This window comes from Bacillus sp. TH30 (assembly GCF_016650875.1).
Classification (GTDB): Bacteria; Bacillota; Bacilli; order Bacillales; family Bacillaceae_G; genus Bacillus_A; species Bacillus_A mycoides.
This window is the reverse complement of record NZ_JAEKEY010000002.1, coordinates 4,915,366-4,939,934: the sequence shown is the minus strand read 5'-3', so window position 1 is coordinate 4,939,934 and position 24,569 is coordinate 4,915,366. Positions and strand designations below refer to the sequence as shown.

Here is a 24,569-nt window from a genome sequence, read left to right as displayed (position 1 = left end):
TATTTTAATACGTAAATTTATTTTTTTCACCCCTATTTTCTTCCTATTTGAATTAAAAATAAGGTGCTTTTTTATAAAGTTTTTTAAACACTCGCTATAGCTGATAAGCTATGAATACAGGAGATAAACTCATAAATAAATGCATCAATTTCTTCTTTAGTAATTATATATGGAGGAAGTAAACGGATGATGTTCCCTTGTGTAACATCAACTAACATTCCTTTCTCCATTAGCTCCACCTGTAATTTCTTAACATTTTCATTCTTATCATTCAAACTAATTCCAAACATCATTCCAGCATGACGTACTTCCTGAATATAATAAGAATTTTCTTTCTGAATTTCTTGCAATTTATCATTTAGATAGTGTGATGTTTCATACGCTTCTTGCATTAAACCATCGTCAATCAATGTATTTAAAACCGTTAACCCTAAAGCCGTTCCCATTGAAGAATGAGCAAACGTTGTGCCGTGATCTCCTGGTGCAAATACATCACATAACTTTTCACCTACAATAATTCCGCCAAGCGGTATCCCGCCTCCTGCTCCCTTACCAATTTGAATAATATCCGGTGTAATATTGAAATTTTGATAAGCAAATAGTTTACCAGTTCTCCCCATACCACTTTGAACTTCATCAACGATAAGAATGACATTATATTTATTACATAAGTTTTGAACACCATGTAAATATTCACCCGATAAAGGGTATATCCCCCCGCTACCTAATACAGGCTCTAGCATAATCGCAATTGGATTTTCTTTAACAATTGTTTCTTCTAATTGCTCTATATTCTCGCGCTCTACTTCATATACAGGAATCGATGTTTTAGGGAAATTTTGATATACACTTTCTTGTCTCGTAAAATGAAGTGCTCCTAACGTACGCCCGTGGAAACTATTCTTCAGCACTACGATTCCTTCACGTTCCTCATGCGTATTAGCTCTATACTTATCAATTAATTTCAACGTTGTTTCTGTCGCTTCCGTACCTGAGTTTGTAAAAAAGACCTTTCCGTTTTTTAAAGAGCAATCAACTAAGTTCTTTGCATACTCAATCGCGACTGGGTTTAAAAAATGAAACGGTAGATGCAGCGATTTCGTAACTTGTTCCATTGTCGTTTGCACAATTTTCGGGTGATTATACCCTAATACGTTTACTCCGACACCAGAAAATAAGTCTACATACTCTTTACCATCCACATCATAAAGCTTGCACCCTTCTCCTCTTTCTATTGCAACCTTCGTACGACAATACGTAGGCATCATATATTCTTTATCCAATTGAAACCAATCCGACATTTTAAATTCCTCCTAGTTATTTTCCCTGTTTATTTATGTTAATTCTCTATAAAGTCATGTATAAATTCATTTTTAAGATTGAAATTTTAATTGTGGTTTTCTAAAACGTGTTATTTCTCTTTCCGATATTCATTTTTTCATAATTTCTTCTATTTCAACAGGTCCACTACATACACGTTTTTTTCATCTAGCGGTCTGTTATAAATTTGAACTTCGTATGTAATACATAATTGAGGCTAAAGAATCATATTTAGTAACAATCAACGAAAAAATTTTGGGGGCTATGTCGATGAATGAAAAACATGATAAACAGAAGGAGTCTTTATTAGGAGAATACTTTAATAGCAATCGAGAACTTACTGAACCAGCTATACTTCACTCTCAAACAGTTGGTTCACGTGGACCTATTTTAAAGCAAGATAATGTACTGCACGAGGCGTTACAAGAATTTATCCATGAAAAAATTTTAGAAAGACCTGTTCATGCAAAAGGATTTGGTGCATTCGGTTATTTTCAAACGATATATCCGATGTCTGAACATACAAAACTAAGCTTTTTACAAAATTCTAATGAGAAAATTCCTGTTATGGTGCGATTTTCATTAGCGGTTAGTACGAAAGGAACACCTGATACTGCTAGAAATGTACGCGGTTTTGCTACAAAATTTTATACAAAAGAAGGCGTATTTGATCTTTTATGTAATCACCTTCCTGTCTTTTCTGTTCGTGATCCGATGCGTTTCCCTGAAACTATTACTGCGTTGTTGCCTTCACCTAAAAATAACTTAATAGACCCTGATAGATTTTGGAGTTTTGTCGCTAGAGCACCCGAATCCATTCACTTTGTTGTCCGTTTATACTCTGATGCTGGTACGGCAAAAAGTCTTCGCCACATTCCAGGACATAGTGTAAATACATATGTTTGGAGAAATGCTCAAGGTTATCGAAAGTACGTAAAGTATCATTGGTATCCATTTGAAGGTGTGCAATTCATTACTAGTGAGGAAGCAAATAAACTAGCTGCCGAAAACCCTGATTATAGCGGGAAAGATTTATACGATGCAATTGAGGCTGGTAAAGCAGTGGAATATGGTTTATATGTCCAGCTCATGGATCCTAAAGATGAAACACACCTTTCTTATGACCCTTTAGATGATACAAAAGTATGGGATGAAAAGGAGTATCCTCTTATACCAGTAGGAAAAATGGTATTAAATAAAAATCCTGAAAACTATAAAGAACAAGTAGAAAAAGTCGCTTTCTCCCCTTCTAATTTACTAGACGGTGCAGAACTATCAGATGATAAAATGCTACAAGGTCGTGCTAACATTTATAGTGATTCTCAAAGAAGAAGAATTGGACCTGAATTTCGTAAAATAGCGATCAACCAACAGCAAAATTGGATACCTGCTAACCAAGCAACTAGCGGTGACGGAAGATACGTTGAAGGAAAACTTGAAAGAGCTTCTATAACTAAGCAAGATGACTTTGGGCAGCCTGGTGAATTTTATGCGAAGTTACAACCGATAGAAAAAGAACATCTTGCCGAAAACTTAGCTAGTGATTTGAAAGTTATCTCCGATGATATAAGAAAGGCAGTTATGGGGTATTTCCATGAAGTGTCAGATGATTTGGCAAAGAGGATTGAGAGTACGATGCAAAGGTTTTAAGAATTAAAAAAAACGTCATTTTTAATGATGAAAATGACGTTTTTTTATGGCGAACTTATTTGTAATTTTTATGATAAATTCAGGCTATCATGTGAAGATTTTGTGTATGTCGGAATTACTGGTGCAGGTGTATCTCCTCGATTTGCATATTGAATAAAGTCTCTTGCTGGTGCAGGTGTATCTCCTCGATTTGCATATTGAATAAATTGGGACCCACCAAAAGCGACTGTTCCAATAAATACAATGCCCATTAAAAACATTTTGACTTTTTTTATCATTTTAATGCCCCTTTTTCCATTGATTTTTTTGTGACACTGTACTTTTATAAAAATATTCACTAGCTTTTCGATAATTATTTTCTTCATGAAATCTTATTGCAAGTTTTTCAGTATATTCATAAACAGCATCTAATAGATTATTCTGTTCAAAATATTGAATACCTTCAATTACAACCTTCTCTAGTTCATTTGTATTTGATAATTTATTCATTTGTTCAAGGATTAAAAATCTATGGAGGTATTCTTTATTATCAATTTCCTTACTGACATTTATTCCGCGATTAATAAGCTCTTCTGCACGCAGAGTTTCTCCCAACTTAAAGTGTGCTTCAGCCTCTGAAAAAAGTGCACGTACATGATTAGCTATTTTACTGTTTACTTCTGACAAATGACGAATTGCAGATGATAATAGATTTTGATTTTCATATAACCAACCTATATTGCTTCGAACACGTAGTAATAATTCTTCTTGAGACTCTCTTCGCAAAATATCAATAGCAGCATCGAAACTTTCTTCTGCTAAATTATATTGCCTTAAATCTATACAGGATAACCCATAAACGTTTTCACACAACGCAACAAGTACATTATATTCATTATGTTTTAACAATATATCTTTGGCCTCAGTTACTTTCTCGATCGCAAGTAGAGGTTGGTAAGTTTGATACAAGTATGTCCCTTGTCTATACATAAACTCAGCTTTCTCTAATTCATTTAAATCACTCGTTATGAATTCTTCAGCTTGTTCAAAATGTATTTTCGCATCATTATAGTCACTTAATATCGTTCTATGTATTCCTTTAAAGAAGTGATAATAAAATTGAATAGAATTAGATGCAGGTAAATTCATTGAATCGATATGATCAAATGAGCGCTTATTAATTGAAAGCCCATCTGTAAGCACTTGATATCTAAAATTAAATAATTCCAAATAAAATCTTTGATCCAAATTTAGTTCATTTTCATTAGTTCTTTTATTTATTTCTGTTTTTATTTGTAATGCTTCGTTTATGTTACATCTTATAATATTTTCATACCATACCTTTAATAAACTATTAATTTCCTCATTTGTATTTGTCATCACACTCTTCCCCCTCTTTCTTGTATAATAACTATATTTTATCTCAACCTAATACTAAGCGACTTATATAATAATTGATAAATATTATTCAGAAAATTCAGTTAATTGAATTTTGAAATTCTGTTTAAAACAAAGACAAGCAACCATATTTACAAAACTAATATGATTGCTTGCTTTTTATCATTTATTAACAAAAACTATTCCCTTCAAGATTTTCATTACATCATTTTATATTATGATATTCATTTCTCTTTTTCAGATAATCTTTTTCACATTGTAATGGTCTGTATTCCACGATTTTCCCTTGCTTCTTTTTCGTTTCGGTAACAATCCATTCCCCTTTTTCAAGGTTTAGGCGTTTCATTACATTAGTATCGTCTATTTCTTTATAAAGTAAAAATGCTTCTTGCGCCTTCACAAATAATCTAGGCTCTCCCCTATATCCACCACTATCATAAACTTTAGTTAGCGAATTATAATAAGAATCATTTTCCCTTCCGCCATACATCAAATGCGCAGCCTCTAGGTCTCTTTTACTAACTTCCAAAAAACTATTTTCATCAATCTTTAAATCAAATGTAGATATAATGTCATTCATAATGTTTTTCACATACTTTTCATCACGAATTTTACTTTCTTCCAGACAATCTGAAGATAACCTTGGTGCATTTGACTGAGAATGTACCACATGCTGTATAGATACGCACAAAATAAATACACTTAAAACATACAATAGTTTTTTCATATTTAAGTATCACCTCAAATGATTTAGATACTATATTATTTGAGGCTTAGGATATTCTTATGCTAAGAATGAGAAAGGTCCTATAAAATAGACTTTTTATAGGACCTTTCCTTTTAATATTGATTTATCAGTTTCATCGGCGAAGCAAGTACCTTACTACTTTTCACATCATATAATCCTATAGGCGTTACTCGTATAAAAGGCAAGTGCGTCGCAGAAAAGAATAAAATCGTAAATGCCGGATCGTCATACGCGTAGCCACGCTCTTGTAGCAATTTCACCATCTGTTTTTCTTCCTGTATTAATTCACTCATTTTTAAATTAGACATAATCCCGAGCAATGGTAATGCTATTTCGTGTAATACTTCATTCTTTTCAGCTATTACCATTCCCCCGCCAAGCTCTTTTACCCTATGAAAAGCTGTAAGCACATCTTCTTTACTCTTTCCAATGAGGATGATGTCACCTGTACCGGAATAGGAGCTAACAAGGCCTCCTAATTTATTTGCAAAGCCTTTTACAACTGTATTCACTCGCCAAGTACCATCACGAGCAATCATCATAAGGAAACACTCATCATGATCTAGAGAAAGTTCCTCACCGTTTAAGTCGATTTCAGTTACATATGGTTTTGAAATAACATCATTTAATAATTTTATACCTGTTGTTTCAGAAAAAATCATATCTTCTTTCTTTAAAGACCAGTCTAATGATAATGGAGTTACTTTGAATTTACTCCAGTCCATATGTAATGATGCATTTTTGTTTATTCCGTCACGCTTCATCCACTTACCCTTTGCAATTACACTTATTGGAGTTGGATTTTCTTTACTTTCCAAAATATTAATATTTGCAATTCTTCCTGTCGCGATCGCGCCGTGTAAATGCTCCATATTATAATAACGAGCAATGTTATAGCTTGCCATATTATAGGCATCAATTACTGGTATTCCTTGCTTTATCGCGATTTCTATCATCCTATTCGTCATTCCGTTTTCATAAAATGACGGATGTGAACCATCTGTTGTGAACATGAATCTATCAAATTGCTTGACACCTAATTCCAGCAATTCTTTCAGTAAAACTTCTAAATCTGGACGGATAGAAGAGTTTCTAAGAGTAACGGTGTAACCTTGCATAAGGCGTGTTAATGCTTCCTGTCCTGTCATCGCTTCATGATCGCAATCAGTACCTAGTAACTTTAACTTCGCTAACGTTGATTCAGACGCACCGGGAAAATGACCTTCTACTTTTTTCTGTAAGCGCTTTGTTTCCTGTACCCAATTTAACATCTCATCATCGCCATTTAATAGTTTTGGCCATGCTGTTAACTCGCCGCCCTGAAGAACATCTTCATGCTTCAGCCACTCCATTATTTCTTCACTATTAAATAAAGATTCCCCATTTTGTAGTTCAGTCTGTCCATCAAAACGACACCACCAATACATACTTGCCGGAATCTTTTCAAATTCATCTAATAAACGAAATGCTTCTTCACGTTGTAACGTGAAAAATAAAGTTAAATTATCATTAATAAAAGTTGTTGTCCCAAATTGCATCGCATAATTCGCTAAAGTTTCTGGATTATACAATTGATATGGATGTGCATGCGGTTCAATGTAACTAGGAACTACATACTTTCCATCACAATCAATCACTTCACATTCATGTAGTTGCTCTGGTAGTTTTTCTCCTACATATATAATGCGGTCATCATAGATCCAAATATTTGCTTGCACCCACTCGCGCATATAGGAATTTAAATATGTTGCATTCTTGAATAAAATGTGCGGGCTTCTTGTGCCATCTATTACTTCAACATGTTCTCGTAATTGTGTGTTACTCCATCTAAACTGATTTTGTCCCAATGTATTTCACTCCACATCAATTTACTTTTATTTATTAAAACAAAAATAATTAACTAACTAAAGTATTATCCATTCATAACTCCCCTGTATATCCCCTATACCCTTTATTATATGTAATAATTACAAAAATAACAATTTTCAAAATTCGTAATATATCTCTTTGATCCAAAATAAAAAAGATATCATGCAACTGACATCTTTTTTATACTAGACTATAAGATTGAATTACACTTGTATCCGTATTTATGTTCTACATATACTTGATTGCTGCCATACCATGAATGCTAATACTGTCCTTATTTGCGAAATTAAAAAGCATCTCTTTTATTTACAACTAAAGCAGTATTCCATTCGCTTTCTTTTCATCTATTTCTTAAATTCAATTTGCATCATTTTATTAAACTGTGTAAAAACATCCATCGCACCTAAAGAGTTAATATTGACAGCTAATGTATGTTTGCCTCCCATTACTCCGCCAACAAAAGTTGTAAATCCAGGAATTGCCCCTCCGTGACCCCAAACTGAAACACCGTTTGGAAGTTTAGTCTCATAGATTCCAAGGCCATATCCATCACCAACACCTTTTCCTTCTATAGGAACTGTAGTAAGCATTTCTTTTAGCTCGCGTTCTTTCAGTAACTTACCACCAAGTAAAAATGAAAAGAATTTATTTAGATCGTCCGCATTAGAAATCATATCTCCAGCTGAATTAGCTAAACTCGGATTATAATACGTCATATCTTTCAACTCACTTGTTTCATCAATTTTCATATACCCTCGGGCATGATTCTTACCTGGAATTACGGGTGAATTCCCTGGTAAAAACGTATTTGACAGATCCAAAGGCTCAATAATTCGCTTTTCAATTTCTTCCGCATAACTATTTCCAGTTATTTTTTCAATAAGCATTCCCAATATTACATATCCTGTGTTTGAATACAACCATCCCTTACCTGGTGAAAAATCTGGAGGTAGAGAAAGTCCTATTTTCACTATTTCTTCTGCTGTATACGTTTTTTTCGAATTCATAATATCAGCGTCTTTTGACTTTAAGTATTCAGCTATACCACTCGTATGATTCAAAAGTTGACGTATCGTAATTTGATTGCCATCATACCCATTACCTTGAATGAGGCCCGGTAGCCACTTTTTAATTGGATCGTCAAGTTGTATGCGATTTTCTCCTACTAATTGAAGAACAGTCGTGGCAGTAAAAGTCTTCGTCACACTACCAATCCGAAATCGATATTCCGATTTTATCGATTTCTTTGTACTTAAATCCGCCACGCCAGCTGTATAACTACTAGTTTTTCCGTTGTTAGACGTCTTCGCTAATATTCCTGGGGTTCCAAGCTGAACTGTTTCCTGCATTACTTGTTTCCAACCATTTCGGTTCTTTTGATCATGTGCTTCTGACGAACTAGAAATATTTTGAGCTGACTCTGCTTTCACAGTAAAACCTGGTGTGAATAGAGTAGTACCCGCTAATAAAACTGCTAAACTTGCTAACTTAATTGAATTACATTTTTTCATAAGGCTCCCTCTTCTCTATTAATATCGGATTAATTCAAGTTATACTTTAATCCTATATGATAAAACTCTCTTTTTTCTTATCCATTCCTTACGAAATACTTACGTTCAAATTTTGATACGATAAACTGAGAAAGAGCTATGCATGAAAATAAAAAGGGCATATAAAATAAGGACAGCCACTTAACTGCCCTTATTTTCATTTCACCTCGTCTTTATTATTTTTAAGATGATTCATTAATTGTGTTCGTTTCAAAGGTACATATATGTTTGTTCCAGTAACATATCTTTTTCCCAATCGAATTATCTTATAAATTTAAGGAGTTCATATTAATATTAACAATAACAAAAGAACGTGTTTTCAATTTATCAAAACACGTTCTCTTACATACTTAAAATCCTATATCAACTTTTTATTTCATTCACTTCTTTAAACTACTAATCTTTATTCAGTTTTACCATCCTGCACTAGCATTCATACCATTTCCAATAATAGTAAAAAACAGTGGCCACAATACTGGTCCTAACGTAAGAAGTAAACTTAGAAGTATAAGTAATCTATATACCCCGGGGAAATTTTGATCTTTACGATTTACAAATACTAAAATAACTAATAATATTATGGTCGTTAAAAATAAAAGTAGAATTAGCAGCCAATACCAAACCATTAAACTGAGACTCCATGGTGTTAATAGCTCGTGTATTATACCAAATATGATTCCTAATACTCCAAAACTAAAGGTAGTAACTGTTGATTTTATAAGCACTATATTTAATGTTTTTTCGTATGTATTTTTACAATATAAATCTATTAAAGTGTATAAAGATAAATATACCATTAATACACCTATCCAAGACAATAACCAGTCTCCGCCTCCTCTAAATAACATGAACAGCAACCAACACATCCCTACTGCAGAAAAAGCAAAGGAAATAAGTATGCTTTTCAATACCGGTTTCATTATATTTTCACACCCTTAAAAATAAATTATAAGTTTTTACTAAACTCATGTAATTTTTTATTAACATGCTACCCATTAATCGTTTAGCTCTAACGTATCCTTTTTTCATTCTATATTAATAAAACAAAGATACACTCATGAACAATTAAAGAAGCAATACTCTACAAAGAGTTCCATATAGCTTGTATATTCTTTTTCCATTGGTAGAGATATTAAAAAATTAAGTATACATTAACATGCAATTAAATATAAGTAAATAAAAAAGATGACCTCAGCATACGCCAAAGTCATCTTCTATAACCATATTATTTTACTAGTTCACCGCTATAAACCTTTATATCAAGCGGAGCAGTTAAAAACTGTGATGCTTTACTAACGAAAGATGTGAAGTGTTCACTCGTATTATGATTCGCAACTGCTGTTTCATCTTTCCATACTTCTACCATCGTATAAACACTTTCTTTTTCAGTATCTTTATATAAATCGTAAGATACATTTCCACTTTCTTCTCTTGAACCATGAAGTAATGGCTGAATTTCTTCTAAAAATGATTGTTGTTTTGCTGGATCTACTTGAAATATTGCGTGAATAATAATCATGGTGTTTCCCCTCTCATATCTCACTTATTTCTGTTTTTTATAAAATTACTTCCACTCAGCAACTTTTTCAACTGGAAGACGTACTGATGGATAACCACTGTCAGCAGCTTTTCCGATTGAAATTAACATAACTGGTACGTGACGCTCTTTGTCTAATCCGAAAGCTTCTGCGATTTGGTCTTTTTCAAATCCACCAATTGGGCAAGTATCATAGCCGTGAGCACGTGCTGCTAACATAAATTGCATCGCTACAAGACCACCGTCAATTAGTACAGTATCTTTCATTACTTCTGGTGTAACCATTGAGAAGTAACCTGAAAGTTTTTTCATTTGATCTTCTTTTACTTCAGCTGGCATAAGTCCGCGCTCTACTGCTGTACCGTAAATTTCTTCTGCGTTATCAAAGTTTTTTAAGTCACCAAATACAGCAATCATCGCTGAAGATGTTTCTACTTGAGATTGATTGAATTTTGCAAGTGGAGCCAGTGTTGCTTTTGCTTCGTCACTTTCAATAACAAGGAATCTCCATGGTTGCATGTTTACTGAAGATGGTGCAAGTGTTGCTTCTGTAAGAATTTCAGTCATTTCTTCTTTGCTAATTTTCACTGAAGGATCGTACTTACGGATTGAACGGCGTCCTGTTAAAATTTCGTTAAAATCATTTGTTTTTACTGAGTTAGTCATAGTTGTATTCTCCCTTTTTTAAAGTTCTTTTATATTTTCTTGAATGCGGTCTAACATCGTTAAAAGATTGTCGCGTTCTTCTTCACTTAATCCTTTAAATGCTGAAGTAGCGAAACGCTCTTTTTCCTCTTGATACACTTGAATTTTATTTCGTCCCTCTTCTGTAAGAGAAACTAACGTGATTCTGTTATCATCTGGATTTTTACGTCTTGTAATCATTCCGTTTGCTTCCAGCTGTTTTAAATGCCTCGTAATCGCGGCATTATCAATATTCACTTCTTGCTGAAGTGCTTTTTGACTAATTTCATCTACTTCATATAACTGAAGTATGAGCTCTAATCTAGACTGACTCATACCCGTACACCCTTCAAACTTCGAACTTACTTCTTTATTGAGGAAGTGTAATTTATATAAAATTATTGCTTCTTTTGAGCATGAACTTGTCAAATTATCCCTCCTTTACATCGAAATCAAAAACGTTTGATGCATCAATAGTTGATATGTCAATTAATATAATCTATATCGATTTAGAATGCAAGCATTTTGTTTTCATTTTATTTTTTCCAAATTAAGGCGCTTTGTAGCGTTACAAAAAATGTAAATTACATTATAATAGTAATAATTTAAATGACTGGAGAGTGATTGTAATGCGGCAATACACAAATAGAAATGAGGAAATGAAAATGGAAAATGAAATGAGGATATTTATATATGACAACAATAAATATAGGGATTGTCGCGCACGTAGACGCTGGCAAGACGAGTTTGACTGAGCGTATTCTTTATGAAACGAATGTGATTAAAGAAGTTGGCCGAGTAGATAGTGGTAATACGCAAACTGACTCAATGGAATTAGAAAGACAACGCGGAATTACGATTAAAGCATCTGTCGTTTCTTTCTTTATTGATGATTTAAAAGTAAATGTTATTGATACACCTGGACATGCTGATTTTATCGCTGAAGTGGAGCGATCATTCCGCGTTTTAGACGGTGCGATTTTAGTTATCTCTGCCGTTGAAGGTGTGCAAGCACAAACGAAGATTTTAATGCGGACATTACAGAAATTAAACATACCTACTATATTATTTGTTAATAAAATAGACCGTAGTGGCGCAAATACTGAAAAAGTTGTGAAACAAATAAAAGAGCTTCTTTCAAATGAAGCATCCCCCTTCTACTCTGTAGAAAACGAAGGTACAAAGGACGCTCGGATTATTGAATATAAATCTTATGACGATTGTATTGAACGATTAGCACCATTTAACGAATCATTGCTTGAGTCATATGTAAATAACGAAATAATACCGGATGCACTATTAAGAAAAGAACTCGAAAAGCAAATACAGCAAGCAAATGTGTTTCCTATCTTTTTTGGTTCAGCAATGACAGGTATAGGAGTAACTGAATTACTTAAAAATATTTCAGCCTTAATTCCAGCTACTAAATCGGCACAAGATGAAACATTATCCGGTGTTGTTTTTAAAATTGAACGTGAATCTTCTGGCGAAAAGATTGCTTACGTAAGACTATTTTCTGGTTGTTTACACGTTAGAAAATATGTTGATATACAGCGTGGAGAGTCTCTACCACATAAGGAAAAGATTAAAAAAATGTGCATGTTTCATAATGGAGATACCGTTCAATCTTCTACTGTTCAAAGCGGAGAGTTTTGCAAAGTATGGGGACTTACGAATATTAAAATTGGTGATATTATCGGTAAGCGGACGGATTATATAAAGGATATTCCCTTTGCCGAACCACAAATGGAAGCTGCAGTTGATGCAGTGCCTAAAGAGCGAATTCATGATTTATACACTGCACTTATGGAACTATGCGAAGAAGATCCTCTCATTAAGGTTTGGAAAGACAATGTTCATAATGAACTATACATTCGCCTTTTCGGTGAAGTGCAAAAAGAAGTTATTGAAACAACACTTTATGAAAAATACCGTCTACAAGTTACCTTTTCAAACACGCGAGTTGTATGTATTGAAAAACCAATTGGCTTAGGGAATAGCGTTGAAGTAATGGGTGATAAAGAAAATCCTTTTTACGCAACAATCGGCTTCAAAGTTGAACGGGGTGAACTTAACTCTGGCATAACGTATAACTTAGGCGTTGAACTTGGTTCACTACCTTTAGCATTTCATAAAGCGATTGAAGATACTGTATTTCAATCGTTAAAACAAGGTTTATACGGATGGGAAGTTACTGATATTATCGTCACATTAACACATTCTGGTTATGCAAGCCCCGTTACAACAGCGAGTGACTTTAGAAACTTAACACCGCTCGTATTAATGGATGCTTTAAAACAAGCCAAAACATGTGTATTTGAACCAATAAATGAATTTGAGTTAACCGTTCCAGAGCACACAATTAGTACCGCAATGTATAAACTAGCTGCCATCCCAGCAACTTTTGCAGAGCCTATATTCTATAATGACTCTTACCATTTAACAGGATCATTACCTGTTGCAAAAACAGAAAATTTTAAACGACTGCTCCATTCATTTACTGAAGGAGAAGGTATCTTCACAACGAAGCCAGGTAGTTTAACAAAACTTACGGCTCCCTTCCCTACTCGAAAACGTGTTGACTTTAATCCGCTAAATCGGAAAGATTATTTACTTCATGTGTTGAAGGCTTACTAAACAAAAGAGAGGTGCAATTTGCACCTCTTTTTGCATGTGTTGATAAATTAGTTTGTCCTAACAACTTCTTTAAGTTTTTCTATTACTTTCGCTATAGCTTCAATTGAATTCTCCGTTTCAAATTCCCCAACATTTAAAGAGTGGTTAGCGTTCTTCACAACATCAATTTTTAAATTCGTTTTATGTAATTGATTAATTTGATTTACATTGTATTGATGATCTTTGTCTCCAATTACTAAAAGCCCGTCGTGATGACTATGTAAGATGGACTCAAAAATCGAATCAAACGTCAGTAAAGGTGTAAGTAATAACATCTTTGACTGTAAGTATTCCTCTCTCTTCATTAAATCATTGGCAATCGGAATTGTTCCGAGTGATTTCCCTAAAAACATCGAATGATTGTATTGCCCATTTTTTAGCACTTCAATAATGACAGGGTTAATATCCTCCATCATTATTTTCGTTATTTCTTCCATTGTTTTTTTCATTAACTGTTCATCATAAGAGTAATGGATATGTACAACATCGATTTTATTTTGAAGCATTACCATCGTCGCATAATAAAATAACGGCTTATCATAATTGTAACCGGAACCGGAAAACATAAAGCAAATTGTATTAGAACCTTTTTCGATATGTGTGTAACGAATGACTTTATCATCTATATGTATCTCTTTTTTAGTCCCCTTCACTGTTTTCCCCTCCAGACGCTTTTACTTTTGCAAAAGAATATGCTCTACATGAACAGACAAGTCCTTTACCTTATCTTTTATAAATGCCGGTTGTAAGTTATATGCATCTAACTCTTCCACTGGCACCCACTTAAACACATATCTTCTACCTTCTTCTTCAAGAATGTATTGATCCTCCCCATTCGCGGGTAATTCATTTAGCTCTACTTCATAATAAAAGCTAATTTCATGAAACTTCCGCTCAGAAAGTGTAAAGAAATTTTCTACTGACCATATTAATCTCTTCACTTTAATAGGAACACCCACTTCTTCTGCAAGCTCTCGTTTTAATGCATCTTCACTATTTTCTAGCATTTTCACTCGTCCACCTGGTACGTACCAATAATCTTCCCCTTCGTCTTGAAGAATAAGTATTTTATTATCGTGTTTACAAATTGCTCCGACGCGGTAGTTAAAACATGTTTCCTCAACTTTAAACGTAAGATCCATCCGTAATGCCCCCTTATATATGAAATATCGAATTATTACAAAATGATTATGTATGTACAAATAAGATTACTAAATTTTCCTATTTCATTCAATGATTTTTGAACTTTCAAAAAAACAAACACAACTTTCTGTCATTACAAGTATATATACATATGTTACAATCACAATACACACTAGAAAAGCACTATGGGGGTACGAATGGAAACGTTATTAATCCAGCAAACTGAGAAATCAAATAAGTTTTGGAAAATCGTTGTGAAAGATAGAGACTACGTTGTGTTTTACGGAAAAATTGGCACAGCTGGTAGTGTGAAAGCGAAAGAATTTGAAACAGAAGAAGAATGCATAAAAGAAGCTAACAAACTAATCGCTTCCAAACGAAAAAAAGGATATACCGACCCTATTCTAGGGGAAGATTACATAAAAGAAAAAACGATAACAGAAGAAAATTTTTGGGAACTACTTGCTCGTGCAAAATCGAAAGGCGAAGACCAAGAAGAACAAATAGAATGGCTCACTTCTCACCTCGCTAAACGTACAGTACATGAAATTGTAGCTTTTGACACACATATGCACCATATTTTAAAAGCCTCCTATACGTCTCACTTATGGGCAGCTGCATATATAATTACGGGCGGTTGTTCGGATGATAGTTTTGATTACTTCCGCGGGTGGTTATTGTTCCAAGGAAAAGAAGTTTACGAAGCATGTATTGAAGATCCAGAACGGTTAATTCCTGTATTAGAAAATTTGAGTGAGTATGATGTTCCAGAAATTGAAGAACTTACGCTATATTTCGGACAAGAAGTATATATGGAGAAGACTGGGGATGAAGATGATACATACTTTACACTTTATCATGTCTTATCTAATGAAAAATTCGACGATATAGATATCGAGTTTGACTGGAATGAAGATGACGAAGACGGTTTGAAAAAGATGTTTCCTAAGTTATGGGAAATATATGGGGAAGAACCAATTGAATGGTAGATAAATATTAGGACTCTGTTTAACCAATAGACAGAGTCCTGTTTTCATAGAATCCTTATTTACACTCTCTTTGTTTCATTCCACTTATCTAACAGCTCCTTTTCTCTTTCAATTGAAATACCTGCTTTTAATTCCCATTCGTCCACACTCTTCATCCACTCATATACATCTGTAACTGTATGTTCTAATTTCCTAAAAGTAAGCCCTTCTTTCACAGCATTATCAATACTTATAGAAAACCCACCTTTCCACGGCTTCGTTTCACCTTCCAATGAAAAAGTTTCTGGAAGCCATAAAGGTATCTCTGTCCAAGGCTGCACTTTATGTTCATTCATAAACGATTCATCGATCCAAACGAATTCAGCATCGCTATTCGTAACCTTTTTACTCATATTTAATAGCTCTTCCATCGTCAGCTCATCTTTCGGACCCGTTACATTAAATGTACCTACTTTATTGTTTTCTGCCATGTTTAGTCCAAAGCTTGCGACGTCATTTATATCAACGAACTGCACTGGACGGTCTTTCCTTCCTGGAACTAACACTTTTCCTCCCTTTTCTACACGCCCAATCCAGTATGGAAGCCGATCTGTATAATCAAACATCCCTGAAAGAAGTCCTGCTCTTACATGTAAAACACGCCCCGGCCAATAATTCTCTGCTTCTTTTTCACATAATACTTTAAGCGCACCGTAATACTCATAAGGAGATATTTCACCATTCTCTACAGCTTTTACCTTATCACTTGGTGGTTCAGGTAGTAATATATAGTCTTCTTTTATGTGATACGGAATCCAATCTTTATATACGGAAAGGCTTGAGATGAATGTATAATGCTTTATATTATCTTTAAGTACTTCTCCTACATTCCTAATGTGATGAGGAGAAAATCCACACGTATCTATGACCAAATCCCATTTTCGATTTTCTAAACTTGAAACATCATCATTTCTGTCACCGATTAACTGCTCTACTTCAGGAAAAACTTCTTTATTCGTTCCGCGATTAAATAATGTAACTTCATGCCCTCTTTTTAATGCCTCTTCTACGAAAGCTCTTCCTAAAAAACGTGTACCACCTAGAATTAGAATCTTCATAGTTCTCCCCCATTCATCATTAAAAATCCTTTCTTTTGTTAAACGATTTTTTGCTCTTAAAAGTTACGGGTGAGATGCAAATTTTCACTATAATCTTAGTTCTATAAAATAAAAAGAAACCATTTTGAAAAGTTAATCATCATGGTTTCTTTAATAATAAATAATTATTACCGCTCATTCTTTACCTTTACACAATCTCTCCATCAACTAACTCAATAATTCTATTACACTGATTCGCTACCTCAATATCATGCGTTACAATAATAATCGTTCGTCCTTCTTCATTCAGTTGTAATAGTAGATCCATAATTTCTTCTCCTGTTTTTCTATCTAAATTCCCTGTCGGTTCATCAGCCAAAATTATTTCTGGTTCACCTACTAACGCTCTAGCAATTGCGACTCGCTGCTGTTGTCCACCTGAAAGCTCGTCCGGTGTTTTATGCAAATGTTCTTTTAAACCTACTTTTTCTAAGTAGAACTTCGCCTTATTTTCTCTTTCACGTTGCTTTAGCTTTCTATATGTGAGTGGTAGTGCTACATTATCCAGTACAGTATGTTCTTTTAACAACGCAAAATATTGAAAAACAAATCCAATCATTTCATTTCTTGTTTTATGAACTTTATTTGCTCTAATTTCAGTTAATGTTTTTTCATTTAACGTATATTCACCCTCATTTGGCAAATCAATTAACCCTATAACATTTAATAGCGTACTTTTCCCCGATCCTGATCGACCCATTATCGCTATAATTTCGCCCTTATTTATCGTTAAGTTTATACCGTTTAATGCGAACGTATTATGGTTCTTGTTACTATACACCTTCTTAATGTCTTTTAACACAATTAAACTCATTATTCCATCCCACCTATTAATGTTTTTGGTTCAAGCTTTCTAATAAATAAGAAGACAATGAGATTTGAAACTATGATAATTAGTAGTAAGAATAGGAATACAAGTATTAAAATAGGCATATTTAAATTTATCTCTTGTACAGACGCCGTATCAAAGTCCTTCGAAACTTGTAGATGAGCCTCATATCTCCATGAAAAGTACACTATAGATAAAAACATACCAACTATCGCAATACATATGTTTTCTAAAACAATTTGAATGAACATCCCAAACTTACTTTCTCCAAGGACCATCTTAATACCAAATTCCCTCTTTCTCATCATGATGGAAACAATTGTCGTTACGACAATTCCCCCTATTATAAATAAAATAAATAGACTTCCTACTATAAGATCGATATTTTCCGTATCCATACTACTAGTAACGGCTTCATTTATTTCTTCTCCTAAATTTTTCAAGTATAAAGTAACGTCGCTTCCCTTCAGTTGAAGCGTTTCTTGTAGTTTGTTTATATCTGCGTCTTTTTTTAAATTCATAATTGTACTTTGATGTAATCTTGAAAACATTATTTCATAATGTTCATATCTATCAATTGGCATGGGTGATAACATAGCCTTGTCTAATTTCTGGTATATACTCGCTCCGTTACCATCTATAATGAATTTATTTTCCGGTAAAAATCCAATAATCGTATATTGATTATTGATTGTATCCCCTATTTGAAAATATTTCTTAAAGTAAGGTCCTACCAAAACATTCGTTTTCTCTTCACTATTTTTTTGGAAGTCTTGATACGAAAAACCTGTTCCAGTTTTTATAGGTATATTCAGTAATTTATAATAATCTTCATCTATTGTAATTATGCGAATAGTAGGGCTTTTGTCGCGAAAAGTTTTATTTTTCAATTCTTCTAACATACTTTCTTGGAGTGGTCGGTTACTTGATTCTAGTTCGATTATAATCGGTTCGTATGTACCATACGAAATCACATCTTTATTTTGCTGCATTTTATTATAAATTTCTTCGACTTGTTCTTTATTAAATTGATCTGCCTTCAACCTATCAGTAGTCATCCCATCATAAGTGATAAAATATGTACTTTCTAAATCTAGCAACGAGTTGGAACTGTTCCCAAGATAGTAAAAATTATACATCCCATTAATGGAAAGAGTTATTGCTGCTAATCCAAACGTGAATTGTATTAAGAGAAATATGGAAATGAGCAATCTATTTTTCAGGACCATAAGAGCACTTTTTAGTCTCATCTTATTTACTCCTTTAACGCTTTAGCAGGTTCAATTTTAAGTATTTTGAAAAATGGTATTACAGCGGTGATGAACGAAATAGACAAGGAAATTATTACACTCATCATAACTTTGAAAACATCTATACGAATAGTAAAACCCATTAAATCTACTATGCTTTTGTTCATTGTACTTAAAATCCATTGCATACATATAGCACAAACGGCTGCAGCGATTGCGCATATGAATAATTGGCTAAATATAAATACAAATAAATTCAAATTGCTTGCTCCCAACGCTTTTCTTAAGGAAACACTCTTCCTCTTCGTATAAATCCAAAAATAACTCGCAATTATACAGTTCATTACAGCTATAAAAAGCAGTCTAAACGGAAGAGTAAGTTGTGCTCTCATAGCTTTACTTGAGCTTTTTTCTTTCTCATAATTCTCTTTTTCATTTATTACTTTCGCATTTGCATCAGTTCTATTTTGCTTAAAATATCGAATAAATGTATCTATTTCTCGTTTAGGATCTTCGTTAGACCTTACTATCATTTCAAATGTAGTTTCATTTTTCATACGTCGTTTTATCTCATCAGGCATATCCTTTAAACCGATGTAAACATTGTTATTATAAACATGTTCATCATTCGCTCCGTTCACGCCTTTAACTCTATATTCTTTACTAAACAGTTTTATTGTTTCAGATTCTTTATAAATGTTCTTTCCGACAATTACACTATTTTCTTCCCCCTCTTTCATTCGAGAACCTTTTATTAATGGAGGAGACCAATTCGTATTTATAAGTCCAATCATCGTTACTTGCCCTATGCCAGGGATTCCAATTCTCATATTATTTGTAATAACACTTGAGTTCTTAAAAGTCGTTTCTGTTAACTCTTGTATTGCTTTGAAATCCAATTCCCCAAAACTAGTAAGCTGAACAGAATAGTAATATTTAAAATAACCATGTTTTCGCTCATAAAAATCTTCATCGTAATCATCTCGGATCGACATCGCTATAAGTATGGGCAGAATTGTTAAAGTAAATCCAATAAATAACATAATGAATATTTTTCTGTTCGCTGCTATTTCTTTTAATATTAGATTCATATACCCTCCAAACGTCAAAAAGATAAATATCCTTTTTGAAAAATTCCATATAAACGCTGCACTTATCAAAACAACTTAAAATATTATTCTGTTTCCCAAAATCATCATGAAATACACATTAACTTTTCATAAATTCCCTTTACACACTTCATCTCTTTTTTGTAAAATATTTTTAGTATGCGGCTTCATTATACATAGAAAAATGGAGGTTAAAATCAAACAATCGAAATATTAACAATTTTTTTACGTTTCGTTTATTTTTCAGTTAACTTAATGACATTAAGTTATTTTCCTATCTCCTTTTCTATGTAAAATGCCATATATAAAGGCGGTATGAGATCTCATACCGCCTTTATATCTTAAATTTAATTGTTGGACTGTACGTAAGGAAAAATATATTTCACAATCAATTCCCATCTATCCCCTGCATTCGGTATGACTTCAGAAGCAATCACCACCACCAGTTCCTTCTCTGGCACGCAGCAAATCATATTCCCACCATCACCCATTGCACAGTATGAAAAGACCCCATCTTCTTCTCGTAACCACCATAAGTAACCGTATTGATTTGAATTCATCGCTATTGATTCTTGTACCCACGATTTTGAAAGGATTTCCTTTCCATTATGAATACCTTCATTCAAATACATCTGTCCAAACTTAGCCATATCTCTAGCTGCTAACGTAAGTCCCCATCCGCCAGTTGAAATACCATTTGGATCGTGAACCCATCCCTTTACATCTTTTCCGAATAAGTCATCAAATCCAAATGCTTTCATATTGTAGTTTGGAATTTCTCTTATGCCGATAGGCTGGAATAGATATTCGTTCGCAAACTCACGAGCACTTTTCCCTGTTACACTCGTAATAATTGCTGATAGTACATGTGCGCCTGCCGATGAATATTTAAAAGGTCCAATTTCTCCACCTTTTCCTGCCCTATTTAACGTATACTTCACCCAGTCCATTTGTGTACATAGTTCTTCTAACGGTTCCTGCCAGTCTATATAAAGATATGGAGCTGTCATTGTAAGAAGGTGTCGTACTGTTATTTCAGATGAATTACAATTATATTCTGGGAAAAACTCTATTACTTTTTGATCAACGCTCTTTATATACCCTTTATCTACACATATCCCAATTAACGCGGAGATTATCGTCTTTGTGACAGATGCTACATGACGTGCATCATCTGGACCGTAACCATTATAATAATTTTCAAAAGTAACATTACCTTTTTGTACAACTAATACACCATTTATATTTTTATAGTTTTCTTTTATAGTCCAATCTAACTGTTCAGCAGTTTTCATCGTTCTTCCCCCTTAATCTATGATTAAAAAGGTTCGATAGGTACATATATATCAACTATATGTTTATGTTCGGGATGCTGCCTTGGATCATTTCTATATACTTCGAAAGGATACGAATCTTTCGGTTTATATCCGCTATTTGGCAACCATTCACCGTACAAGAAATTCCATGCTCCTTTATATTCATCTTGGAATATTTCAAAATGACCTACCGCATACTTGCCTGAAGGTATTACCATTATTCCAATGTCGCTCGTTTCTACTGCGGACTCATCTGGAATTGTTATACATAGACTTGTTCTTAAATGATAGTCCTCAGTAAATTCATGATGATCGTGGTAAATGGTTAATACTTTCGTATCCTCAAATACATGATAGTTTTGCTCCGATGCGTAATGAAATAGTTTTTCTATCATTTTCGGAAAATCTATAGCTAAATCTTTATATGTACCTACATGCCTTATGTATGCGACGTTTACGTTGTCCGCTGTTACAATTTCGACCTCTCCTCGAACCTTCTTACACTCATTGTATTGAGAATCTTCGCTAACGTCTTTGCACTTCTTGCTATTGTGATTTCTATAGTGAGACGGACTTACTCCGTAATAACTTTTAAATGTACGGGAGAAAACTGCTGAATCTGTGAACCCGAAGTAATACGCAATGTCTGTAATCGTCATATCTGTACGATAAGTAAGAAGGTGTGTTGCCCTCTCTAATTTCAAACGATTCACATACCGAGATAACGGCTCATCCATCATCCCTTTAAAAATTCTATGAAAATGAAATTTTGAGAAGCCTGCCACATTAGCTAAATCTTCAATTGAAAGTGAATCATTTATATGTGATTCTATATAGTCTTGCACTTTATAAACACGTCGTAAATACTCGTTTCTACTTTGAGAACTCTCCATATTTATCCCTCCTCACAACAAAAAGGCTAACTTTACGTCAGCCTACTTTACACATTTTTTAAAAATAAAACTCTACTCCCGCCGTTCCCATCATAATTTGTATGTACGGATACACCTTCTATTTCATCATCCCCATCTTCAATTTGAAATCCGATTTCTTGATGAAATTCAATCGACTTTTTATTAACTGGTGACGTTATCGCTTTTACAACTTTACGGTTATTTGCACGAGCGACATCGAAGAAATAAGAATATAACGTCGATGCGATTCCTTTTCGTCTAAACTTCGGATTTACACCGATAAAATGAACGTACGCTTCATCTTTATGCGTTTGCGAAAAAAATCCACATAAGAAACCTAACGTTTTTCCATCTTCTTCAATGATAAAACTCGTTTCTTGAAAATGGACGAAAAACAACTTCGGCAACATACTAGCCATATCTCTTCCGCCCCACCAATCATTTAATACAGAATGAATCTTTACATAATCTTCCCCTTGAATGTTTCTTACTCGCATGTATTTCTCCCTCTCACTCACTTCATTTTTTCATATATTTTAATAACCGTTTCGACTAACAGAATGAATACCCAAATACCTGAAAATATAAGAACAGACTGGAATATCGATCCAATTATCATAACACCAACTGCACCTGTTATTGAAAATGATATTCCACCAAGCCCTGGATCCTGTATAAGTGCTCCAGCAGAAAAAGCAGTTATAATAGATACTATTAAATAAATAACACTCATTATTTTTAATATTTTTATAGAAAGATACGAAGTTTGTTCTTCTTCCACTTGTGATAATTCGATTTCCCCGCTCGCAATTCCTTTTTGTAGACAATCTTCACACAAAAATTCTTCATTTATTTTTTTACCACCATGTATTGTACCTGTTATTCCTTTACACCTTGAACATTTTCGATTTATCATGTTGTTATCACTCCATTCATATAAGATTATACTTACATAATTCTGCATTTACCTTAATATCCCTTTTATGTATTTTATAGAGAAAGGTCGTGTTTTATGATTTCGAAACTCACATTTGGTTATAAAAAACCTACTGTTCAGTATGTATTACGGCCAAGCTGTTATGCGGTTATTTTTGATCCAACTACTTCAAACATAGCTATCATTCAAAATGGAGAACGTTATTTTTTACCCGGTGGCGGTATGGAAGGTACGGAAACGAAAGAAGCATGTTTGCATCGTGAATTACTAGAGGAATTAGGTTGGGCGATTGAAATTGATCGTTATATCGGTAATGCAGCACGATATTTTTATGCCGAAAAAGAAGATACATATTATTTAAATGATGGGTTCTTTTACATTGTACAAAAGATACATGAAGTTGAAGTTCATGAAGAAGACCATATTTTACAATGGATGCCTCCATCGCTTGCTATAGAACATTTACTTCACGATCATCAAAAATGGGCTGTTAAACAAGCGCTTTTATTACGAAATAAAAAAGGATCTCCTTCTATATGAAAGAGATCCTTTTTACTGTTAGCTTACTTTTTTCAAATTGAGAGCTGGCTTTTTGATTCCACCTTTTTTTACAACATATAAGCCGATAAAGATAATAAGTCCGCCAACGAGTTGCATCATATTGATTTGCTCTCCAATTGTTACAGCTGCAAAGATAACTGCGAACAATGGTACTAGATACATATAAACCATTACTTTCGTTGAACCTATTTTACTAATACCGACATACCACATTGCAAGTCCGAAGATTGTCGCAAAGACGATTGAATATGCTAGTGATCCCCAGCTTGGCGTATCTACTGGCCACGTTAATGTATTTACGTTGAATAAACAGTATATAACGAGAGGTACAATTCCAATTAAAGTAGACCATGATGTGACTCTCATTGCGGAGTATTTTGTGATAAGTGGTTGCGCTAAAATGGGATACCATCCCCACGCAATTGCTGCGACTAATCCAATTACATTCCCGAGCCACGCATACTCGTATGTAGCTCCTCCCGTATGCCCTGTTAATAAAACGAATGCTGCACCAATAAACGCTACTATTGAACCAATTTGTACTTTCATCGAAAAACGTTCTTGTTTGTGCAATACTGCTAATATCCCTGTAAATATAGGTGACATCGCAATTAATAATGAGGCGTTCGTTGCTGAAGTATATTTTACAGATAGCATAAACATCGTTTGATACATTGTCGTTCCAACGATACCGACTGCTAGTAATCGTAACCAATCTTTTCTTTCAATACGTAATGAGCGTTCCATTAAAAATGTAATAAGTAATAATACCGGTGATGCTACTAAAAATCGTAAACTATTAAATTGAATGGATGACATATATGCCACGCCATACTTTCCAATTGTATAATTTGCTCCCCATACTAATGCTACTGATACTAGGAGCCACTCCATTTGCCATCGTTTCATCCGAATCTCCCCTTCCCTATTTAGCATAGTAAAATTGGCTGGATATAACACCGTCCAATTGGCTG

The 24,569-nt window shown here is 33.9% G+C and carries 25 protein-coding genes; 4 read left to right on the top strand and 21 right to left on the bottom strand.

The window, feature by feature from the left end; all coding sequences use genetic code 11:
- Nucleotides 1-83 precede the first annotated feature (83 nt).
- Nucleotides 84-1,301, bottom strand: a complete 1,218-nt coding sequence (locus JFU20_RS27455; RefSeq protein ID WP_002013544.1) for an aspartate aminotransferase family protein — start codon at nucleotides 1,299-1,301, stop codon at nucleotides 84-86.
- Between the two features lie 289 nt (nucleotides 1,302-1,590).
- Between JFU20_RS27455 and JFU20_RS27450 the strand changes: the two genes are divergently transcribed.
- Complete coding sequence (locus JFU20_RS27450; RefSeq protein ID WP_002013545.1) at nucleotides 1,591-2,970, top strand: catalase; 1,380 nt, start codon at nucleotides 1,591-1,593, stop codon at nucleotides 2,968-2,970.
- A gap of 68 nt (nucleotides 2,971-3,038) precedes the next feature.
- Here JFU20_RS27450 and JFU20_RS27445 read toward each other — a convergent pair whose 3' ends face one another.
- The 9 genes from JFU20_RS27445 to JFU20_RS27405 form a co-directional block, all read right to left on the bottom strand.
- Nucleotides 3,039-3,248 carry a hypothetical protein gene (locus JFU20_RS27445; protein WP_002084811.1) on the bottom strand — a complete coding sequence of 70 codons (210 nt, stop codon included), beginning with the start codon at nucleotides 3,246-3,248 and terminating at the stop codon, nucleotides 3,039-3,041.
- A gap of 1 nt (nucleotide 3,249) precedes the next feature.
- Nucleotides 3,250-4,329 carry a response regulator aspartate phosphatase gene (locus tag JFU20_RS27440; protein WP_201039129.1) on the bottom strand — a complete coding sequence of 360 codons (1,080 nt, stop codon included), beginning with the start codon at nucleotides 4,327-4,329 and terminating at the stop codon, nucleotides 3,250-3,252.
- Between the two features lie 223 nt (nucleotides 4,330-4,552).
- Entirely contained in the window at nucleotides 4,553-5,074 is a 522-nt protein-coding gene (locus JFU20_RS27435; protein ID WP_002165535.1) for a hypothetical protein, read from the bottom strand.
- 113 nt (nucleotides 5,075-5,187) lie between these two features.
- Nucleotides 5,188-6,942, bottom strand: a complete 1,755-nt coding sequence (locus tag JFU20_RS27430) for an adenine deaminase (protein ID WP_201039128.1) — start codon at nucleotides 6,940-6,942, stop codon at nucleotides 5,188-5,190.
- 366 nt (nucleotides 6,943-7,308) lie between these two features.
- A complete protein-coding gene (locus tag JFU20_RS27425; RefSeq protein ID WP_002013554.1) occupies nucleotides 7,309-8,475 on the bottom strand; it encodes a serine hydrolase domain-containing protein in 1,167 nt (388 codons plus the stop codon).
- 452 nt (nucleotides 8,476-8,927) lie between these two features.
- A complete protein-coding gene (locus tag JFU20_RS27420) occupies nucleotides 8,928-9,434 on the bottom strand; it encodes a DUF3902 family protein (protein ID WP_002013556.1) in 507 nt (168 codons plus the stop codon).
- A gap of 305 nt (nucleotides 9,435-9,739) precedes the next feature.
- Nucleotides 9,740-10,033 carry a putative quinol monooxygenase gene (locus JFU20_RS27415; RefSeq protein ID WP_002013557.1) on the bottom strand — a complete coding sequence of 98 codons (294 nt, stop codon included), beginning with the start codon at nucleotides 10,031-10,033 and terminating at the stop codon, nucleotides 9,740-9,742.
- A gap of 45 nt (nucleotides 10,034-10,078) precedes the next feature.
- Complete coding sequence (locus JFU20_RS27410) at nucleotides 10,079-10,717, bottom strand: nitroreductase family protein (protein ID WP_002013558.1); 639 nt, start codon at nucleotides 10,715-10,717, stop codon at nucleotides 10,079-10,081.
- 18 nt (nucleotides 10,718-10,735) lie between these two features.
- Nucleotides 10,736-11,164 (bottom strand): MarR family winged helix-turn-helix transcriptional regulator, encoded by a 429-nt coding sequence (locus JFU20_RS27405; RefSeq protein WP_000204168.1) that lies wholly within the window; start codon nucleotides 11,162-11,164, stop codon nucleotides 10,736-10,738.
- 264 nt (nucleotides 11,165-11,428) lie between these two features.
- On the opposite strand from JFU20_RS27405, the gene JFU20_RS27400 reads away from it, so the two are divergent.
- Complete coding sequence (locus tag JFU20_RS27400; protein WP_201039127.1) at nucleotides 11,429-13,372, top strand: GTP-binding protein; 1,944 nt, start codon at nucleotides 11,429-11,431, stop codon at nucleotides 13,370-13,372.
- 47 nt (nucleotides 13,373-13,419) lie between these two features.
- Here JFU20_RS27400 and JFU20_RS27395 read toward each other — a convergent pair whose 3' ends face one another.
- Together JFU20_RS27395 and JFU20_RS27390 are read right to left on the bottom strand one after the other, a co-directional pair.
- The gene (locus JFU20_RS27395) at nucleotides 13,420-14,064 is read right to left on the bottom strand and encodes an alpha/beta family hydrolase (protein WP_201039126.1); all 645 of its coding nucleotides are present in this window, start codon (nucleotides 14,062-14,064) and stop codon (nucleotides 13,420-13,422) included.
- A 21-nt stretch (nucleotides 14,065-14,085) separates the two neighbouring features.
- Entirely contained in the window at nucleotides 14,086-14,553 is a 468-nt protein-coding gene (locus tag JFU20_RS27390; protein ID WP_201039125.1) for an NUDIX hydrolase, read from the bottom strand.
- Between the two features lie 198 nt (nucleotides 14,554-14,751).
- On the opposite strand from JFU20_RS27390, the gene JFU20_RS27385 reads away from it, so the two are divergent.
- Nucleotides 14,752-15,543, top strand: coding sequence for a DUF4240 domain-containing protein (locus tag JFU20_RS27385; protein ID WP_002165533.1), 792 nt, complete (start codon nucleotides 14,752-14,754; stop codon nucleotides 15,541-15,543).
- 59 nt (nucleotides 15,544-15,602) lie between these two features.
- Here JFU20_RS27385 and JFU20_RS27380 read toward each other — a convergent pair whose 3' ends face one another.
- The 8 genes from JFU20_RS27380 to JFU20_RS27345 form a co-directional block, all read right to left on the bottom strand.
- A complete protein-coding gene (locus JFU20_RS27380; RefSeq protein ID WP_201039124.1) occupies nucleotides 15,603-16,640 on the bottom strand; it encodes an SDR family oxidoreductase in 1,038 nt (345 codons plus the stop codon).
- A gap of 187 nt (nucleotides 16,641-16,827) precedes the next feature.
- A complete protein-coding gene (locus tag JFU20_RS27375; RefSeq protein WP_201031306.1) occupies nucleotides 16,828-17,493 on the bottom strand; it encodes an ABC transporter ATP-binding protein in 666 nt (221 codons plus the stop codon).
- Nucleotides 17,493-18,758: an ABC transporter permease gene (locus JFU20_RS27370; protein WP_201039123.1), complete on the bottom strand. Its 1,266-nt coding sequence runs from the start codon at nucleotides 18,756-18,758 to the stop codon at nucleotides 17,493-17,495. The genes JFU20_RS27375 and JFU20_RS27370 overlap by 1 nt, the downstream gene beginning before the upstream one ends.
- A 5-nt stretch (nucleotides 18,759-18,763) precedes the next feature.
- Nucleotides 18,764-19,849, bottom strand: coding sequence for an FtsX-like permease family protein (locus JFU20_RS27365; protein WP_201039122.1), 1,086 nt, complete (start codon nucleotides 19,847-19,849; stop codon nucleotides 18,764-18,766).
- A 365-nt stretch (nucleotides 19,850-20,214) separates the two neighbouring features.
- Nucleotides 20,215-21,162: a serine hydrolase domain-containing protein gene (locus JFU20_RS27360; RefSeq protein ID WP_201039121.1), complete on the bottom strand. Its 948-nt coding sequence runs from the start codon at nucleotides 21,160-21,162 to the stop codon at nucleotides 20,215-20,217.
- A 23-nt stretch (nucleotides 21,163-21,185) separates the two neighbouring features.
- Nucleotides 21,186-22,076, bottom strand: coding sequence for an AraC family transcriptional regulator (locus JFU20_RS27355; protein ID WP_061688479.1), 891 nt, complete (start codon nucleotides 22,074-22,076; stop codon nucleotides 21,186-21,188).
- Between the two features lie 47 nt (nucleotides 22,077-22,123).
- Nucleotides 22,124-22,594: a GNAT family N-acetyltransferase gene (locus JFU20_RS27350; protein WP_002032934.1), complete on the bottom strand. Its 471-nt coding sequence runs from the start codon at nucleotides 22,592-22,594 to the stop codon at nucleotides 22,124-22,126.
- Between the two features lie 17 nt (nucleotides 22,595-22,611).
- Nucleotides 22,612-23,013, bottom strand: a complete 402-nt coding sequence (locus JFU20_RS27345; protein ID WP_088039664.1) for a DUF3980 domain-containing protein — start codon at nucleotides 23,011-23,013, stop codon at nucleotides 22,612-22,614.
- Nucleotides 23,014-23,109: 96 nt separating this feature from the next.
- Here JFU20_RS27345 and JFU20_RS27340 point away from each other — a divergent pair, with 96 nt between their 5' ends.
- Nucleotides 23,110-23,574, top strand: coding sequence for an NUDIX hydrolase (locus JFU20_RS27340; RefSeq protein WP_201039120.1), 465 nt, complete (start codon nucleotides 23,110-23,112; stop codon nucleotides 23,572-23,574).
- Between the two features lie 18 nt (nucleotides 23,575-23,592).
- Here the strand turns inward: JFU20_RS27340 and JFU20_RS27335 are convergent, their stop codons facing one another.
- Complete coding sequence (locus JFU20_RS27335) at nucleotides 23,593-24,504, bottom strand: DMT family transporter (RefSeq protein WP_002168110.1); 912 nt, start codon at nucleotides 24,502-24,504, stop codon at nucleotides 23,593-23,595.
- Nucleotides 24,505-24,569 lie beyond the last annotated feature (65 nt).

Excerpts from the sequence above, each read along its gene's own strand:
- JFU20_RS27455 (WP_002013544.1), bottom strand. The coding sequence starts at position 1,301 with ATGTCGGATTGGTTTCAATTGGATAAAGAATATATGATGCCTACGTAT.
- JFU20_RS27450 (WP_002013545.1), top strand. The coding sequence starts at position 1,591 with ATGAATGAAAAACATGATAAACAGAAGGAGTCTTTATTAGGAGAATAC.
- JFU20_RS27445 (WP_002084811.1), bottom strand. The coding sequence starts at position 3,248 with ATGATAAAAAAAGTCAAAATGTTTTTAATGGGCATTGTATTTATTGGA.
- JFU20_RS27440 (WP_201039129.1), bottom strand. The coding sequence starts at position 4,329 with ATGACAAATACAAATGAGGAAATTAATAGTTTATTAAAGGTATGGTAT.
- JFU20_RS27435 (WP_002165535.1), bottom strand. The coding sequence starts at position 5,074 with ATGAAAAAACTATTGTATGTTTTAAGTGTATTTATTTTGTGCGTATCT.
- JFU20_RS27425 (WP_002013554.1), bottom strand. The coding sequence starts at position 8,475 with ATGAAAAAATGTAATTCAATTAAGTTAGCAAGTTTAGCAGTTTTATTA.
- JFU20_RS27420 (WP_002013556.1), bottom strand. The coding sequence starts at position 9,434 with ATGAAACCGGTATTGAAAAGCATACTTATTTCCTTTGCTTTTTCTGCA.
- JFU20_RS27415 (WP_002013557.1), bottom strand. The coding sequence starts at position 10,033 with ATGATTATTATTCACGCAATATTTCAAGTAGATCCAGCAAAACAACAA.
- JFU20_RS27410 (WP_002013558.1), bottom strand. The coding sequence starts at position 10,717 with ATGACTAACTCAGTAAAAACAAATGATTTTAACGAAATTTTAACAGGA.
- JFU20_RS27400 (WP_201039127.1), top strand. The coding sequence starts at position 11,429 with ATGACAACAATAAATATAGGGATTGTCGCGCACGTAGACGCTGGCAAG.
- JFU20_RS27390 (WP_201039125.1), bottom strand. The coding sequence starts at position 14,553 with ATGGATCTTACGTTTAAAGTTGAGGAAACATGTTTTAACTACCGCGTC.
- JFU20_RS27385 (WP_002165533.1), top strand. The coding sequence starts at position 14,752 with ATGGAAACGTTATTAATCCAGCAAACTGAGAAATCAAATAAGTTTTGG.
- JFU20_RS27380 (WP_201039124.1), bottom strand. The coding sequence starts at position 16,640 with ATGAAGATTCTAATTCTAGGTGGTACACGTTTTTTAGGAAGAGCTTTC.
- JFU20_RS27375 (WP_201031306.1), bottom strand. The coding sequence starts at position 17,493 with ATGAGTTTAATTGTGTTAAAAGACATTAAGAAGGTGTATAGTAACAAG.
- JFU20_RS27370 (WP_201039123.1), bottom strand. The coding sequence starts at position 18,758 with ATGAGACTAAAAAGTGCTCTTATGGTCCTGAAAAATAGATTGCTCATT.
- JFU20_RS27365 (WP_201039122.1), bottom strand. The coding sequence starts at position 19,849 with ATGAATCTAATATTAAAAGAAATAGCAGCGAACAGAAAAATATTCATT.
- JFU20_RS27360 (WP_201039121.1), bottom strand. The coding sequence starts at position 21,162 with ATGAAAACTGCTGAACAGTTAGATTGGACTATAAAAGAAAACTATAAA.
- JFU20_RS27355 (WP_061688479.1), bottom strand. The coding sequence starts at position 22,076 with ATGGAGAGTTCTCAAAGTAGAAACGAGTATTTACGACGTGTTTATAAA.
- JFU20_RS27350 (WP_002032934.1), bottom strand. The coding sequence starts at position 22,594 with ATGCGAGTAAGAAACATTCAAGGGGAAGATTATGTAAAGATTCATTCT.
- JFU20_RS27345 (WP_088039664.1), bottom strand. The coding sequence starts at position 23,013 with ATGATAAATCGAAAATGTTCAAGGTGTAAAGGAATAACAGGTACAATA.
- JFU20_RS27340 (WP_201039120.1), top strand. The coding sequence starts at position 23,110 with ATGATTTCGAAACTCACATTTGGTTATAAAAAACCTACTGTTCAGTAT.
- JFU20_RS27335 (WP_002168110.1), bottom strand. The coding sequence starts at position 24,504 with ATGAAACGATGGCAAATGGAGTGGCTCCTAGTATCAGTAGCATTAGTA.